We start from the raw sequence: 16,677 nt of genomic DNA, 5'->3' as shown, positions 1-16,677 counted from the left end.
CGGGCTGTCCCGTCTTAATTTGAACTGAAGTTAATCAGTTGAGACGATCTGCTCCCTTCTCCCTTGAGGGAGAAGGGCTGGGGATGAGGGTGGTGGGTGTGGCACAGTCTCGAGTAAATTAAGCATGCCGTCCATCACACCCTGTATATTTTTAAAAACCTCATGCTGTTAAATCAATCAAGTACCGTATGTCAATGTATTTATTCAGGACGAGCCACACCCACCACCCTCATCCCCGACCCTTCTCCCTCAAGGGAGAAGGGAGCCGATGGTGCCAACTGATTAACTTCCCTTCACATCAAGATGGGACAGCCCTGCGTTCCGCGCTTTATGCGCACAATCCAGTCCGGATCTCGATTCAAGTAGTCTGGATGCAGTGCATAAAGCACGGCACGTAGGTAAATAAGACCCTTATTAATCATGTTGTCAGTATTTTGACGGTTTATTATCCTCCTGCCAATCCGTGTTTTTTCGTTGCGGATGGATTTTAATTTGATCTAAGAGCTCGCTATATATACACTTTAAGCATCACCTTTATTTGGATATTCACATGAATGCCAAAGAATTCGCTGATTTTTGTACCGAACTGGGTTTTCTGTTTGAACAAACCATTACTGACGAGAGCTTAACCAAAGAATATACGGGTGAGCTGGATGTTGTTGCAGCCAGTCGAGGAGAGGAAGCCTGCTGGGCAACGCGTGATGTTGTCACGGTTGCCAGTAAAAAAAATCTCCTGCTTACCAGCTGGTATTTTGATACGCTGGATGACACCAGTCGAGCGCATGTTGAGCGGTTTTTTCTTTTATTGCTGCGCGAAGGATACACGCTGGCTTTGTCAACAGCGAATGGTATTAAACCCATTGAAAACAGTGCCAGCCTGAGGCGCCAGCTGGCGGATTTTACCCCTGTTCGGCTGGCTGACGATGTAAGACTAACTAACACGGCTCTCATCAATGCGGCCGCATTACTGGCCATCGTCAACAAAATGAGCGGTGAAACCCATGCACTGGTGCAACATGCCATGCTACCAACAGAGTTTAGAGAGAAAGACTGCGCCCGCCTTGAAAGCACCATAGCGCAGGATGATGCACTGGGACTCACACTAGATAATTTTTTTACCGCCAATCCAGTCTTAAAACACCCGGCCCTCTGTCAAAAAGTACGTCAACTGAAGCTGACCATACAGCACATTCAACCATTTGATATCGATTTAATTATGATGCATTTCAAGCACATTGAGCAGCTAGAGCTGTCTTCTCTGAAAATCGACTCCCGTTTGCTGCAATTACTCCTGACCCTGCCAAATCTTAAAAAGCTGACGATTGACCGTGTTGAAGTTTTGAGCCAGGACGAGTGTCGCATCCTGTCAGATCCGTGCAATTTGACAGAGCTGACAATCAGTCGCTCTGATCTCAATAGCTCGCAATTGTCGGCTCTGTTACAACACAGCCCACATCTTAACCGTTTAATACTGAAAAAAAATGCACCACATTACAAAGAACCTCTCACCCTTTTGCCCGATACGCTGCTTTCGCTCGACGCGCTGACGCTGGATGAGCCAGACCTGATACCGCAACACAGAAACGCCCTCATTGATGCCGCACCGAATCTCACGGCCTTATCACTTAGTGATAAAGTGATGTCCCGGGCTGTTATTACCTCAAAACCCTCGAGAACAGAATGGGATATTAATGCTCTAAAACAAGGACCCAGCGAACAATCACATTTTCACGATAATGAAAATCATGGATTCTCATCAGCCTCCTCAAGCAGTTTCGATAATCAAATTCAACGAGACAATCAGTACGACCATACCGTTGACATGTGGGATTTTAAAACGCCGTCATTTGGCGGCTCATCCAGCGCGGCCGGGCAACCCCAGGCGCCCTCGTCCACGCAGTGGCTTAACCAGCGTTTAGAAGCCGGGCAACCGACCCTGAGGAAAATAACGCATTTGAAGTTAGAAGGAGCGTCTCTTGAGACATTGACGTTCGAGCAACATGTTGGCTCCCCTTCTCTGCTGAAATCACTGGATTTAAGTAATACCCAAAACGTCTCGGCCTTTATCGAAAAAATCCTCACTGACAGACCCGAGGCGCTGGCTGCTTTAACACATTGTATTCTTGATGGCAGTGACATCAGCGGCAATGCGCTTCATATGCTCATGCTGCATTGCCCGCGCCTGACGCACTTGTCCGTGGCCAACTGCACACAGTTAACAACGTATCAACCGCAAGATCTGCCTGCGCTGCAAAAAGGACAATTGAGCGCGTTTAATGCGGCGAATTCCGGTCTGACACCAACACAGGCCAGCAGCATTTTAAATGCTTCGCCAGCGTTGTCTTTTTTGAATCTGAAAGACACTCAAAACTGTCTGGATGGTCTACGTTTGCCTCCTGGACATCTACTGCTCCTGCAAACGGCTCAATTGGGAAAATGGGTTGACCGAGACAGCTTTGGCAGCTTATGGCAGGCAGCACCGAATCTTACCAGCCTCATCATGGATGGCAGCAACATCGGGATACCGTCGACATTGCGTCAGGGGCAGTTGATGCGCATTCAGGCAATAGATAGCTTATGTCATGAAGACCATGTGGCTACCTTGATCCGTAGCAATCCCGGGCTGACCTGCCTGGATATTTCCAGAAGCCACCTTTTAGGAACCTATCTCGTTAAGCGTCTCTTTAATCCCGACAATATTTCGTTAACGCAACTGACGGCATTTCATGCTGACGGGGTCGGTGGGCTTAGTGAAATACAACTGGACAATCTGTTTCAAACGGCGCCGGATTTAAGCGTTATCCGGCTGGATAGGGCCAGTCTGGATCACGATTGTCACGACTTCAGTCCTAAAAAAATGCCTTTGCTGAGAGTCTTATCAGCCCATAATTGCGACGAGCAAACAAAGAAACTGCTGATTAATCTTCTTGAAGGCGCCGCCAATCTGGAAGAATTTACGGCGAGTTGGGAAGGCAGCGAGTATGGCTCCTTCGCGCAACTCCCCCCAAACTCTCTATCTCGCCTGAGGACAGTCAGACTGGCCAGAGTTTCGGAATCCAACGAATTGAGCGGTCTGCTTCGGGCGGCACCTAATATTACGAAACTATCACTTAATGACATTCAGCTGAACACCCCTGAAGCCTTTAAATTAAAATCAAATCAGCTGCGCCGACTAACCGAACTGGATGTATCCGATTCCAATATTTCATTGCAGCAGTTGATGTCGATTATCAACGCAGCCCCGGGGTTAGAGCGGGTCGTTGTTAACGCCTGTTATGCCTTGAGTCAGGAAAATATCGAGTATATTCAGTCAAATTATCCACAGATTAGAATAGAAGGTGCGGCTCAAATCGAAAAATACGCTGACTTTGATTCTGAACCGGACAGCGATAGGCCTGACATGTCTTTTCCCTCTGATTACGCAGTCAACCCTGCAAAAAGAGGAATAAAAACATGGGGAGATTTTCAGAACAATCCCGACACCCATCATACCGCCCAGTCCATTTTTATCGGTGACGCTTCCACCCCTCGGATTCCCACAGGCTTTTATCATTTGCAGACCTATCGCTGGGATGCGCCAGAGCAGCTGTTTACTCCCTACGTTCCAGACGCATCTAATTTAGAATCAGTTCATCCAGCCAGGATGAATCTTTCAGCGATCAGACGCGCCAGGGAGGCTGGACAACTTCATGCTTCCTGGGAGCTTCCGCAACTGGAGGCAAATACCTGGTACCAGTTACCCGCCACCAGCACGCAGGATACGCTCACTGCCTTCGCTGCCAGTGTACCCGGTCAGAATTTTGAGTTAGTACACGATCGCGAAAGCGGCTATCATTTTTTTCGGGTACCTGTCTCTCATCCAGTACCCATCTCTTTCCGATTTAACCTGACACCTGGTTTTGGCCAGGACACCCTTGTCAGGGACAATGCTGATACGACTGAGCTGCAGACTCTCATTCGCCAGCTACGCTTTGACGCCAGCGGGCATCTTCAGCAAAACGAAACCTGGTCTGAGGTCATGCGGGCATCGACTCAGGACATACTGTCTGCGCTGCAGGCAGTATGCACGTTCGAAAAGGAATCAGGCGACAACACAGAGGGAGAGCCATGGCAAATTTTTAACCATATGCTGGAGCACCGCGAAGGTGCCTGCCGTCACCGTGCTCAGCTGTTTGTGGTTCTGGCTACTGAACTGCAGATACCTGCCTGTTATCAAACGAATGCGTCGCATGCGTTTGCGATTGCCCGCACAGAAGATAACGCGCTGGTTACCCTTCAACTGGGTGGCGCCGAAGCGCACCTGACAGAGCTTCCCGTACCAGATGATGACGAGGTGGAGGAAGAGCAGGCTGAGCCTGAGAATGCGTTCAGGCACGATGTCATGACCCTGGCTCCAGAACCCCATCCGACGAATCGCTACCAGACCTGGAACAGTCATCCTCTGCAAGGCACGGAGGCGCAGCTGCTTATTGATGAAATCCTTACAAACAGCAGGCTGCTGATTCAACAGCTGGTCGTAACAGAAGATAAAACCAGCCTCGAATGCCTGCATCGCGCTATCGTAAAACAGTACGGCACCGAAGGTCATTGTCTGTATACCTCGGATATTGATACCATTTCATTAACAGCCCCTCAAATACGCGAGAATCAGTTTGAATCGACTCCGAGTGCTATCGCCCGCTTAATCACTCGCGCTGAGAACCATCCTGATGAACCCTTTACCTGGTTCATTGACTGGTCAGACGCAAAGCTTAAGCACAAGGGATTGCACAGCCTTATCTCGGGTACGCCACGTCAGTTATTCGGACATATACTGCCTGATAATCTGCACGTAGTCGTGATGATGGATAAGGCAGCACTTGCGAATACCGGTGATACCTTGACCTCCTTACTGCCCGCGCGAAGCCTTGCTCCGAGGCTTACACCACCACCGCGTCCACCCGAAACGCATAAACCCGTCGAGCAGGGGGATGCGGTCATCACCCAGACGTTGGATTGGAAAAAAATCCTGCTGGGCGGGCCGGTTTTTGAAGGGCGACAGGCAACTTTGACTGACGGCGCCCTGTTGAGCGCCCTATCCAGGGGGGCGACGTCTCTGACGATTCATAATCCCCCTATGGAAAACAAGGCGTTTATGGATTTTCTCATCCAATTAGAGGAAATCCGGCAGTTTGAAGTGAACGGGGAAATCCATCACCTGCCTGACGGATTTTCGTTTCACCTGGCTCAGCCGCTTATCAGCTTTTCTGACAGGCCTTTTGATTATGACGCCTTTCCTCACAAGGATAATTCCGTAACGCTCGCCCTGAATGCAGCCAGTTACAACTCATTTTTTTCCATGATGCGCCTGGATGAAAACGGGTTTCATACCATGCCGGGTTTGATGGAACAACACAAAGAACATGTCATTCACCTGGCTATAACCAGCGATTTAACACCCCTGCAATGGTGGGAAATAACAGAAGAAGCGGTACGGCATGGCATTTGTCTGGTGTTGGAGCCATGCCCCGGCATCTCACTGCCAAAGGCATTAAGCCGGCACGCCTTGCCCGCGGCCTGGCTGAATAATGACGCATCTCATGTCAGGTTCCACCCATCTACTGACAGTGATTGGGCCATGAGAGCGCCCAATGATTATGAAACCGTGGTTCCCATTAGCCTGAACACCCGTTTTGAGTCACTTTTTATCACGGTTCAGCGCCAGCCTGACGGGCGCATTACCGCTACAGACAGTGATTTGCTGCAGGCCATTAAACGAGGGGAGAGGGTTATATTGAAGGGCAGGTTTTCTTTAGAATTTGTGCAAAAACTCTCTTCGATTTTTACCCGGGACAGGGCTCTGATCGTTAATGGCGAACGTATTCCCATCAAAAATGAATTCATTATTCTGTCTGAGGATACAAATTCCTTTGAAATCTTAAACAGTAGCGTTTTCAGCTCGTTTGATAGTCAAAGTCTGGTAAACGATGCTTTGTGCGAACCGGCCAGGAAAATCTTACTGGCTTGCTACGACCGTTTAAAAATCAGCCCCTGTTATGCACACTTTCAAAACTGCCCTGAAGAGGCCTCTGCACAAATCCCCTGGGCTCAGCAGCTCGTCACCTCCCTCGAATTAGCGGCGGGAAAACCGCCCGTAGCGGCAGCGCCTTCGAATTCAGGCAGTAGTTCAGCCGTCATCACCAATCAGGTGTCAACGCCTGAGGAATTAATGGCCTATCTTAATTCGCACCCATTTGCCTTTCTTATCAGTGAATCGGGCGCAGGAAAAAGTTACCTGATGCAAAACCTGTTGCCCAAATACGGGAAGGAAATCAATCAACCCATTACCGTGTATAACAATTTGTCTGATCTTGAGGTCTGGGCGCGTCATACATCAGGCAACGCCATTTTATTCATAGACGAAGCCAACATCTCCACTCAGGATTATCTGATGTTTGATAATCTGGCGCGTGGGCAGCGCGTTCTCTGGATAAATGGTCAGCGCTTTGATCTCTCTGACCAGCAAAAAGTGGTATTTGCCGGCAATCCCTATGCTTACGGCGGGCGGATGCAGGCGGATTTATTTCGGCGTTATCCCTGTTACGTGGCCTTCAAAACTCAGCCATTGCATGAGCTGCTGAGTCCTATGCTGTCTACTTTCGAGGATCCGGCGGCGGCTCTCGAGATGGTTGACCGTGTGTATCAAGCGGCCTTGAGGAAGGGGATTACCATGACAACCCGCAATGCGTTGATGGTTTGTCTACGCGTTGCGGAACTCAAACTGCACCAGAATTACAGGCTTTTTCCAGAAAAGGTATTATTGCAATATGCCTTATTGAACGAATTGAAAGGTATCAAGGCGGATAAAACAGACATTCAGGCGATTCGTGCAGACATTAAGGCCGATGCCCTTTGGCGTGCACAGGGTCAGGAGCTCAGGCAGGCACTCTGCAGCCGCCTGCCCGAAACCAGTCGAGATTTCCACTGGACGCCTGCGCGTATAAAAGTTGCGCTTGCCTTGCTTGGTTTTTTAAGCATACGCAAACAGAAACATGAACAAAATACGGCTCAGGAACTCGGTACGAACGGATTCCTGCTGGAGGGTCAGGGCTTAGGAAAAGGGCGGCTTATCATGGAAATTCTGACAGAGCTTAAACTTGACCCGCCGCTGAAGATTATCTCTCTCGATAATCCCCGAGTCGCCCGTGAACAGCTCATTGACGCTCATCGTAAAGGCCTGGCGGTGTATATCCCCAAATTCAGCAGTCTTATTGACGAACGTCTTGTCAATGAACTGCTGTCAACACCGGGCGAGAAAGCGGGGTTTTGCATCCTTGGCGTCCACGATGGCAGCGAACTGTCAAAAGCATTGAGCAATCGATTTACCATACTGAATCTGAAGGAAGACAGTATTGAAGACTTGCAGGTGATTATACAAACCGCCTCCGGCGCACCACAATCTCTGATTGACACCCATCTTGAAGAGTTCAGGCAGGCCCGGGCTTTTGGCGTGCAACAAAATCTGTCCCCCATCCCAACAGGAAGGACGATCTTTGAACAGGTGAAAAAAGCACGGGATGATCCAGATGCTGATGCCTCATCTTCGCTCGCGCCCTGAATCGCCGACCCTCGACTTACCCCGGCACGCTCGAATCAAACCAGTTTCAGGGACAGGCGTGCGCTGCTGCTTAACAAATGTGGCATAATCTGCGTTGACCGGTATATACTAATCACTTATCTATTACACTCTTCAAAGCGGGATTCGTTATTTCATGCAAACTAATCTGGTGGAAATTACCAATCTCACCTTTTCGCGCGCTGGGCGGCGTATTTTTGATGGCGTGGATCTGGTGGTGAAGCGTGGTGGAATTACGGCAATCATGGGGCCCAGCGGCAGCGGTAAGACAACCCTGCTGAAGTTGATTGGCGCGCAGTTGCAGCCTGATTCCGGTACGGTTATGGTGGATGGCACCAATATTCACCAGCTGTCCCGTAAAGCCCTGTATCAGGCCAGACGTAAAATGGGGCTGTTGTTTCAAAGCAGTGCTCTGTTTACCGATTTATCCGTGTTTGATAACGTGGCTTTTCCTCTGCGTGAGCACACGGCACTGAACGCGGCCATGATTCGTGATATCGTTTTGATGAAACTCGAAGCCGTGGGCCTGCGTGGCGTGGCCAATGCCATGCCGGCTGAACTCTCTGGCGGTATGATGCGCCGCATAGCCCTGGCGCGAACCATCGTGCTGGATCCCGAACTGATGATGTACGACGAACCGTTTACTGGCCAGGATCCCATGTCCATGGGCGTGCTGGTTCGCCTGATTAAGCGTTTGAATCAACTGCTGGGCACAACAACGGTGATTGTATCGCATGACGTAGAAGAAACCTGTTCCATCGCCGACTACGTTTATCTGATAGCCGGAGGCCGTCTGATTGGGCAGGGAACCCCGCAGGAACTGCGGGAATCCACGCAACCCCATATTCATCAATTCATGCATGGGGAGGCTGATGGCGTGGTTCCGTTTCATTATCCGGCCAAACCTTATACTGAGGATCTGCTCGATGCTTGATAAAATAGCGCAAATGGGGCACCGGGGTGTCAATACTCTGCAGTCAATAGGCAGTTCCGGTGTATTTTTATTCATGGTTTTTTCCCGCAGCCCGAATTTTCGTAAACTCTGGCCAGCCTTGCGGGTTCAGTTGCACTTTGTTGGTGTGTTATCATGTCTGATTATTGTGGTATCTGCTCTGTTTATAGGTATGGTTGTTGGCCTGCAGGGTTACCATACACTGGAAAAATTTGGGGCCAGCAGTCAGTTAGGGCAATTACTGGCTCTGAGTATATCCCGCGAGCTGGGGCCTGTCCTTAGTGCCCTGTTGTTTGCCGGCCGTGCCGGCTCGGCTCTGACAGCAGAGATTGGTCTGATGAAGGCGACCGAGCAGCTGGCCAGCATGGACATGATGGGCGTCGATCCGCTGGGTCGTATCATTTATCCGCGTTTTCTGGCTGGTCTGATTTCCCTGCCGACCCTGTCGCTGATTTTTTCTGCCGTGGCTGTATACGGTGGTTACTTTATCGGCGTGCAATGGCTGGGCGTTGATGGTGGTAGTTTCTGGTCCAACATGCAGTCTGCGGTCGATTTCAGACTGGATGTTCTGAGTGGCATCATAAAAAGCGTTGTGTTTGCATTCGTTGTCGTGTGGATAGCCGTTTTTCAGGGATTTAGCTGTGTTCCTACAGCAGAGGGTATCAGTCAGGCTACAACGAGAACGGTGGTGTATTCCTCGTTGTCGGTGCTGGGTCTGGATTTTCTTTTGACGGCCATGATGATTGGAGGTTGGTAAATGAATACAAGGCAGCGTTATCTGGATTTGAGCGTTGGTTTTTTTATGTTGTTTGGTGTGCTGGCCTTACTGGTGATGGTGATGCAGGTCAGCGGAATTTCCACCATATCTTCGAGTAAAGGCTATCGTATCACTGCCGATTTTGCCGATATTGGTGGTTTGAAGGTACGTGCGCCGGTTACCGTGGCTGGTGTTCGAATTGGAGAGGTAACGCGCATCGAGTTGCAGCCTGGCGAGTTAAATGCCAAAGTAACCATGATGTTACGTAAAGACAAGCCCATTCCTTTTGAGGATGCGTCCGCGCGGATATTGACGGAGGGTCTGCTTGGATCGAATTACATCAGTATTGTTCCGGGTTTTGACGACAATGCTGACGGTTCTCATCCATACTTGAGGGAAGGGGATGTCATCGCCAAGACCCAGGAAGCCATTATTCTGGAAAACCTGATTGGTCAACTGTTGTTTAACATTAAAAAATAGGTGATTTGTGAAAATTGCAAAAATAATAATTATTGGATTTGCTCTGACGCTGTCTCAATGGATCTGGGCACAGACAACGCCGGTTCCCATGTTGCAGAATACCGCGAATCAGATTATCGATACCCTCAAAAAAAATAAAGCCAGCCTCAAGAGCAATCATCAGATTATTTACCAGGCTGTTGAACGCTATCTGCTGCCTAATGTCGACGTAGCCGGCATGTCCCGCTCCGTTCTGGGACGACAGGCCTGGAACAAGGCTTCTGCTGCCGAACGCACGCAGTTTTCGCAGGCATTCACAAAGCTGGTTATCCGCACCTATGCGGGTCCCCTGGCCGAATACACCGATGAAAAAGTGACGTTTCAGCCTGTCAGAGGATCGCTTGAAGGCCGTTTTGTCCGCGTAAACAGCACCATCGTTCGTCCCAGTGGCCAGACTATTCCGCTGACCTACAGCCTGGTTGCACAAAACGGACAATGGAAAATCTATGACCTGAGCGTAGAGGGCGTCAGCCTGCTGCAAAGCTTCCGTTCGCAGTTTGCCGATGCTCTGCAGAATTCCAATATGCAGGCACTGATTGCCAAAATGAACAAAAACGGTAAGGCATCCTGATGAGCAGTGCGGTCTTTATACCTTCAAATGAGATGAGCTTTGAGACCGTCATGTCGGATCGAGAACGCCTGCTGGCGTACAGTTTGGAACTGAAAACGCCCGTCATGATTCTCGATTTGAGTCAGGTCGAACAATGTGACAGTGCAGGCCTGGCTTTTTTAATCGAAGCCAAACGCCTTGCCCGCGATCATCATCTGGAATGTCGTATTGAAGGCGTAACCCGGGCGGTGCAGAGCCTGGCAGAGTTTTGTGGTGTGAATGGTACCCTGGGGTTGAATACATGATCAGTAACGAAGAAATCAGGCAGCGTTTGCTTGACAGTGGTGAAACAGAATACGTTTTGGTTGAAGGCGATGGCTATCATTATCAGCTGATTGTCGTTTCCGAGGCTTTTGCAGGAAAATCGCTTGTTGCAAGACAGCAATGGGTGTACGCAAAATTGAAAGATTATATTACTACCGGCGGTCTGCATGCACTGAGCATGAAGACGTGGACACATGAAGAATGGGAGAAAAAACGTGGATAAACTGGTTATCAATGGCAATAAGCCTTTGTTCGGTGAAGTTGTCATTTCCGGAGCTAAGAATTCCGCTCTCCCGGTTATGGCCGCAACGCTGCTGGCAACGGATAACGTCACGGTGTCCAACGTGCCACATCTGAAAGACGTAACCACCATGATGGAACTGCTGGGCCAGCTGGGTGCCGAGCTGACCATTGACGAAAAAATGAATGTTCAGGTTGATGCCAGCAAGGTCAATGAATTTGTCGCTCCCTACGAGCTGGTTAAAACCATGCGCGCATCCATTCTTGTACTTGGCCCACTGCTGAGTCGTTTTGGTAAGGCTGATGTGTCGCTGCCCGGTGGCTGTGCCATTGGCACACGCCCGGTCGATTTGCATCTGAAAGCCCTGAAAGCCATGGGTGCCGATATCTCTGTAAAAAATGGATTCATCAAGGCACGTTGCCGACGAGGGCGGCTGCAGGGCCGGCCACTGGTATTTGATACCGTAACCGTAACCGGTACAGAAAATATTCTAATGGCGGCTGTTCTGGCTGAAGGAAAAACCACGATTAAAAACGCGGCGCGCGAGCCGGAAGTGGTGGACCTTGCTAATTTCCTGATTGAAATGGGCGCTAAAATTACCGGTGCGGGTACCGGGACCATTGAAATTGAAGGCGTCGAAGCGCTTTCAGGCGGCTCGTATTCTGTCATGCCTGATCGTATTGAAGCAGGTACTTATCTGACCGCGGGTGCCATCACACGCGGCAAGGTAACCGTGCGCCGTGTGAAGCCGGACAATCTGCTGTCCATGCTGTGTAAATTTGAGGAAGCTGGTGCTGAGTTAACGCTGGGCGAAGACTGGGTTACCCTGAATATGAATGGTTTGCGGCCACAGGCAGTCAATATTGCCACCGCCCCTTATCCTGCCTTTCCAACGGATATGCAGGCGCAGTTCATGGCTTTGAATACCATTGCCGAGGGAACCTCCTCTGTTATTGAAAATATTTTTGAAAACCGCTTTATGCACGTCCAGGAGTTACAGCGTATGGGCGCGCAGATTCATCTCAATGGCAACACTGCCATCATCACCGGGGTCGATCACCTGACGGGCGCGCCTGTCATGGCAACGGACCTGCGCGCATCAGCCGGCCTGATTCTGGCTGGTCTGGCCGCTGAAGGTGAGACCTCAGTGGAGCGGATTTACCATGTGGATCGCGGTTACGAGCGCATCGAAGAAAAACTGTCCATGCTGGGCGCAGACATCAAGCGGGTTTCCGACAGGTGATCGCTCGTTTTGAACTGGCAGCTTACCTCGGTAAGCTGCTGTCTGCCGACAGCTTCACGGATTACGCACCCAATGGTCTGCAGGTAGCTGGCAAGGAACGAATTAAGAGCATTTGCACGGCTGTGACGGCTTCACACGATGCCATTCGGGAGGCCATTCGTTTGAAAGCCGACGCGCTTCTGGTTCATCATGGCTATTTCTGGCGTGGCGAAGCACCTGAAATTATAGGCATGAAGCACGCACGCATCGCGGATTTGATCCGACACGATATCAATCTCTTTGCCTGGCATTTGCCGCTCGACTGCCATCCCGAACTGGGTAACAACGCCTGCCTCGGGCGTTTGTTTGGCGTGTTGGAACCAACAAGACACCGTGTGAATAATACCCCTGATTTGCTGTGGTCTGGGGAGATGTCGCCTGGCCGCTCAACGGAGTCGATGTCAGCTTTTTTGGCTGAAAAGCTGGGGCGCGTACCTCTGGTTGTTGAAGGCCATGACCGACCGATTAGAACGATTGCCTGGTGCAGTGGCGGAGCGCAGGATTTTATAGCGGATGCCCATGCTCTCGGCGTTGATGCCTATCTGTCAGGCGAAATATCAGAGCGCACCTTCTATCAGGCCAAAGAACTGGGAATCAGCTATTTTTCCTGTGGTCATCATGCCACGGAACGCTATGGTATCCAGGCGCTGGGGCAGCATGTGGCTGAGCGCTTTGGATTGTCACATCATTTTATTGACAGCGACAACCCGGTCTAGGTGGCTTCCAGCTATATTAATACATCGTAGGTTGGGCCTTGGCCCAACATGGAATTGGCATCGAGGCTAATTGTTGGGCCAAGGCCCAACCTACTCAAAATTAAATAGAAACGGTACTAGCTGGGGAAAAGCTCCAGGTTCTCCGGCTCATCTGCTTCCTGTTCCTCCTGCATGCCGTACTCAACAGAAGGCATTTTTCCTGAAACGTCAAGCTGGAGCAGCTCACGCAGTTCATTCATGTAAGGCAGCTTCCTGAAATCCCATGGGATAAAAGCCGTTTGTTCGCCGATTTTCACTTCCAGTCCGTCAGCCTTGGTTTCAAGGATCACTGCCTCACCGCCCTCGGCCGAAATCGGGCATACCAGACCGTTTACGATACGTTGTGAATCCACGAGGGTAACGCCTGAAACGGCCGGATAGCGGCTTTCGCCATGATAGGCCCGCATCACCATGCGGCAGGCTTTCTGCAACAGCAGCATACTCATATCCATGGTCATACCCACGCCCCAGCCTACACCAGCACCTGCAATTCCCATTGCGGCTCCCAGTACATAAGCCAGAGACAAACCGCAGAACATATCCAGAATTTTTCCGGCGCAGGTAGGAACAAGCACCATTACACCCATACGCGCTGAGGGGCCCATGAGCATGATAATGCCTGTGCCTAAAACCGTCGTAAAGGCCTGACGTGCCCCGACCAAAGGTTCTGAACGGCTCAATCCGTCACCAAACACATAGCCTGTTGAAGTGCCTATTGCCTCTCCCAGAATACGACCAGAACAGACCATGAAATCGCGACAGGGGTAATCTGAGTAGTCTTTACCGTTCTTACTCGTTTCTTTTTCTATATAGGCAAGAAACTCTACCCAGCTTTTTTCAGGAGCGTAGTCCGGTTCGTCAAATACCTTGCGGTTAACCAGAAACTGTTTTGCAGTCAGCAGGGCCGCTTCACGTGATTTGTCATCAATCTGGTTGTCATGCTTCTTTTCACAGGTCAGCCTGAGCAGGTCGTTAATGACCTGACCCAAATCGGCACTGCTGCTGTCACGCGGATAAGTATAGGTCTCATCAATCTGAGCTTTTACATAAAGACATCCAGCAATCAGAATTCTCAGCGCACTGATGTGATTCTGTTGCTCTGTTTCCGTTTTAAAATCAAGCAGGGGTCTGAGTCTGTATTTGACAGAGTTGTACAAGGATTCCAGAAATTCAACCTGCTTTCTACGGGTTTCAATGTCGGTGGCGCCGAGTGCTACAAAAAAACCATAGGGCTGAGGGCTTGATGTCAGACTGACCAGAGCTTTCTCTTCGTATCGTTTGCGTATGTCTGGGAAGTCCTGAAGGAATGTATCGGGTACTACATAATAAGTTGTGGGCATCATGCACCTCGTCCTTGTTTGCGTTTCGTCCTTTATTTATATTACGACTTCATCGCTTAAAAGCAATGCAGATTATTCAAATTTTACGGTTTTGTTGCATCCTATGGCTGTGATAAATTGCAACTCATTGAAAAATTTATGATCTTTGTATCATGCTAAAAAATTTTATTCTTACCGCATTATTGGTTGCGGGCGAACGGCATGGTAGGGGATAATCACGCACTGAATATCATGATATTAATAAAAGGACAAGTAACGTAATGTTGAAGTCTGGTTCTCTGTTTCAGAAACTATATAAAAAATTTCCTGTTATTGCCTTTGATGTTTTGTCGATTCCGCTGGCCTGGTATCTGGCATATTGGTTGCGATATAACATGCAGCCATTCCCGTACAAGGTAATAAGCCTTGATTCTCTGCTGTCTCTGACCATCGTAACGCTGGTGCAGACTGCCTGTTATTATTACTTCAGAGTATACCGCGGACTATGGCGCTATTCGTCGATTAACGACGTCATCCGGATTATCAAATCGGTTTTCTCGGCTGTTTTTCTCAGTATTCCTGTGCTGTATCTGAGTTCTCTGCTGCATCAGATCCCCCGTTCGGTTTTGCCTTTGTTTGCTCTGGTGAATATTACCCTGCTGTGCGGTGGACGCCTGTTGCTGCGGTTTTACCGCGATCAGCAGGTCGTGGATGATATGGATGAGCATCAGCAGCGTGTGCTGATAATTGGGGCAGGGCAGGCTGCAGAGAGCCTGGTTCGCGATTTAAAACGCAGCAATCGTTATCTGCCTGTTGGCCTTATTGATGATAACAGTGCGAAGCTCGGCCTGGATATTCATGGCGTTCGCGTTTTGGGTACCACCGCTGAGTTACTGCGCGTTATTGACAAGCACAGGGTCGATCTCATCTTTATCGCTATTCCTTCCGCGAAATCGGTGGTCATGCGCCGTATTGTCGAGTTGTGTGAGCAAAGTGAGGTGCCGTTCCGGACCTTACCTGGCCTGTCGGCCCTGGCTTCTGGTCTGGTTGAGGTTAATGCCTTGCGCGAGGTCAGCATTGACGACTTGCTGGGACGCGATCAGGTGCAGCTGGACTGGGGAAAAATTGCCAGCGGTATTAAGGGAAAACATGTGGTAGTAACCGGTGGGGGCGGATCAATTGGCTCGGAATTATGCCGTCAGATTCTGGCATTAAAACCGGCAAAATTACTGATTGTCGATAACTCAGAATATAATCTGTATGCCATAGAGCAGGACCTAAAGGCTTCATGGCCTCTGGCTCATATCGAGGTGGCTCTGATCTCGGTAACGGATTCTGTCGCCGTTGACTGGCATTTTCGCCAGTTTCTTCCGCATACGGTATTCCATGCCGCGGCTTACAAACACGTACCGATGCTGGAGCCGCAAATGAGGGTAGCGGTGCAGAATAACGTCCTTGGTACCCAGATCGTGGCAGAAGCCAGCGTTTATGTGAAAGCCGAAAAATTTATTTTGATCTCGACTGACAAAGCCGTGAATCCAACCAATGTTATGGGTACAACCAAACGCGTGGCGGAAATCTATTGCCAGAATCTTGATGAACGTGTGGAAACCAGCTTTATTACGGTGCGTTTTGGCAACGTGCTGGGCTCAGTTGGCAGCGTGGTACCTTTGTTCCAGAAGCAGCTGCAGGCCGGCGGCCCCCTGACTGTGACTCATCCGGATATAGAGCGATATTTCATGACTATTCCCGAGGCCTGTCAGTTGATTTTGCAGGCGATGGTGAATGGCCGTGGGGGTGAAATTTTTGTTCTGGATATGGGAGAGCCCATTAAAATCCGTTATCTGGCGGAGCAGATGATCCGTCTGTCTGGAAAAATACCGGGTAAGGACATTGAAATTGAATACACAGGGCTCAGGCCAGGTGAAAAATTATTTGAAGAGCTATTCCATGAAACGGAACAGCTAACGCAAACCGATCACGCCAAACTGTATCGAGCCAGGTTTCGCAAGGTGGATTGGCTGGAGCTGCAAAAAACATTCAGTCTGTTAAACAGTGCCTGCAACGGTCATAATGATGAAGAGCTTTATATTCTTGTTAAAAGCCTCGTTCCGGAGTTTAAGTCGCAGATGGATCGTGTTTTCTAGAGCAGATCCCGGATTACGCTTGCGCTAATCCGGGCTACGGAGTGTGAAGGTGTTGGTGTGTAGCCCGGATTAGCGCAGCGTAATCCGGGGTTAGGACGGAGTGTGTGAGTGTTGATGCGTAGCCCGGATTAGCGCAGCGTAATCCGGGGTTGGGACGGAGTGTGTGAGTGTTGATGCGTAGCCCGGATTAGCGCAGCGTAATCCGGGGTTAGGACG

At 49.8% G+C, this 16,677-nt stretch carries 11 protein-coding genes; 10 read left to right on the top strand and 1 reads right to left on the bottom strand.

All coding sequences use genetic code 11. The features are described 5' to 3' along the window. Positions 1-550: 550 nt before the first annotated feature. From ACQUTA_RS04530 to ACQUTA_RS04490, 9 genes are all read left to right on the top strand, one after another. Positions 551-7,597 carry a hypothetical protein gene (locus tag ACQUTA_RS04530; RefSeq protein ID WP_444987023.1) on the top strand — a complete coding sequence of 2,349 codons (7,047 nt, stop codon included), beginning with the start codon at positions 551-553 and terminating at the stop codon, positions 7,595-7,597. A 154-nt stretch (positions 7,598-7,751) separates the two neighbouring features. Beyond that, positions 7,752-8,549 carry an ABC transporter ATP-binding protein gene (locus tag ACQUTA_RS04525; RefSeq protein WP_444987021.1) on the top strand — a complete coding sequence of 266 codons (798 nt, stop codon included), beginning with the start codon at positions 7,752-7,754 and terminating at the stop codon, positions 8,547-8,549. After that, a complete protein-coding gene (gene mlaE / locus ACQUTA_RS04520) occupies positions 8,542-9,324 on the top strand; it encodes a lipid asymmetry maintenance ABC transporter permease subunit MlaE (RefSeq protein ID WP_444987020.1) in 783 nt (260 codons plus the stop codon). Before ACQUTA_RS04525 ends, mlaE begins: the two co-directional genes overlap by 8 nt. After that, positions 9,325-9,804, top strand: coding sequence for an outer membrane lipid asymmetry maintenance protein MlaD (gene mlaD, locus ACQUTA_RS04515; protein ID WP_444987019.1), 480 nt, complete (start codon positions 9,325-9,327; stop codon positions 9,802-9,804). A 7-nt stretch (positions 9,805-9,811) separates the two neighbouring features. Then, entirely contained in the window at positions 9,812-10,414 is a 603-nt protein-coding gene (locus ACQUTA_RS04510; protein ID WP_444987018.1) for an MlaC/ttg2D family ABC transporter substrate-binding protein, read from the top strand. After that, positions 10,414-10,698: an STAS domain-containing protein gene (locus ACQUTA_RS04505; protein ID WP_444987016.1), complete on the top strand. Its 285-nt coding sequence runs from the start codon at positions 10,414-10,416 to the stop codon at positions 10,696-10,698. Before ACQUTA_RS04510 ends, ACQUTA_RS04505 begins: the two co-directional genes overlap by 1 nt. Continuing rightward, entirely contained in the window at positions 10,695-10,940 is a 246-nt protein-coding gene (locus tag ACQUTA_RS04500; protein ID WP_444987015.1) for a BolA family protein, read from the top strand. The genes ACQUTA_RS04505 and ACQUTA_RS04500 overlap by 4 nt, the downstream gene beginning before the upstream one ends. Beyond that, positions 10,933-12,201: a UDP-N-acetylglucosamine 1-carboxyvinyltransferase gene (murA, locus tag ACQUTA_RS04495; protein WP_444987014.1), complete on the top strand. Its 1,269-nt coding sequence runs from the start codon at positions 10,933-10,935 to the stop codon at positions 12,199-12,201. Before ACQUTA_RS04500 ends, murA begins: the two co-directional genes overlap by 8 nt. Next, positions 12,198-12,956, top strand: a complete 759-nt coding sequence (locus ACQUTA_RS04490) for a Nif3-like dinuclear metal center hexameric protein (RefSeq protein ID WP_444987013.1) — start codon at positions 12,198-12,200, stop codon at positions 12,954-12,956. Before murA ends, ACQUTA_RS04490 begins: the two co-directional genes overlap by 4 nt. A 116-nt stretch (positions 12,957-13,072) precedes the next feature. Here the strand turns inward: ACQUTA_RS04490 and ACQUTA_RS04485 are convergent, their stop codons facing one another. Continuing rightward, positions 13,073-14,338 (bottom strand): hypothetical protein, encoded by a 1,266-nt coding sequence (locus ACQUTA_RS04485; RefSeq protein WP_444987012.1) that lies wholly within the window; start codon positions 14,336-14,338, stop codon positions 13,073-13,075. Between the two features lie 257 nt (positions 14,339-14,595). Here ACQUTA_RS04485 and ACQUTA_RS04480 point away from each other — a divergent pair, with 257 nt between their 5' ends. Next, a complete protein-coding gene (locus tag ACQUTA_RS04480) occupies positions 14,596-16,461 on the top strand; it encodes a polysaccharide biosynthesis protein (RefSeq protein ID WP_444987011.1) in 1,866 nt (621 codons plus the stop codon). Positions 16,462-16,677: the final 216 nt, after the last annotated feature.

The organism is Legionella navarrensis (genome assembly GCF_052527415.1).
Note: the sequence above shows the minus strand (reverse complement) of the source record. Positions and strands in the feature narration are given on the sequence as shown.

Bases quoted from the DNA above. Each gene is read 5' to 3' on its own strand.
- ACQUTA_RS04485 (WP_444987012.1), bottom strand. From the start codon at position 14,338: ATGATGCCCACAACTTATTATGTAGTACCCGATACATTCCTTCAGGAC.
- mlaE (WP_444987020.1), top strand. From the start codon at position 8,542: ATGCTTGATAAAATAGCGCAAATGGGGCACCGGGGTGTCAATACTCTG.
- ACQUTA_RS04530 (WP_444987023.1), top strand. From the start codon at position 551: ATGAATGCCAAAGAATTCGCTGATTTTTGTACCGAACTGGGTTTTCTG.
- ACQUTA_RS04500 (WP_444987015.1), top strand. From the start codon at position 10,695: ATGATCAGTAACGAAGAAATCAGGCAGCGTTTGCTTGACAGTGGTGAA.
- ACQUTA_RS04480 (WP_444987011.1), top strand. From the start codon at position 14,596: ATGTTGAAGTCTGGTTCTCTGTTTCAGAAACTATATAAAAAATTTCCT.
- mlaD (WP_444987019.1), top strand. From the start codon at position 9,325: ATGAATACAAGGCAGCGTTATCTGGATTTGAGCGTTGGTTTTTTTATG.
- ACQUTA_RS04525 (WP_444987021.1), top strand. From the start codon at position 7,752: ATGCAAACTAATCTGGTGGAAATTACCAATCTCACCTTTTCGCGCGCT.
- ACQUTA_RS04505 (WP_444987016.1), top strand. From the start codon at position 10,414: ATGAGCAGTGCGGTCTTTATACCTTCAAATGAGATGAGCTTTGAGACC.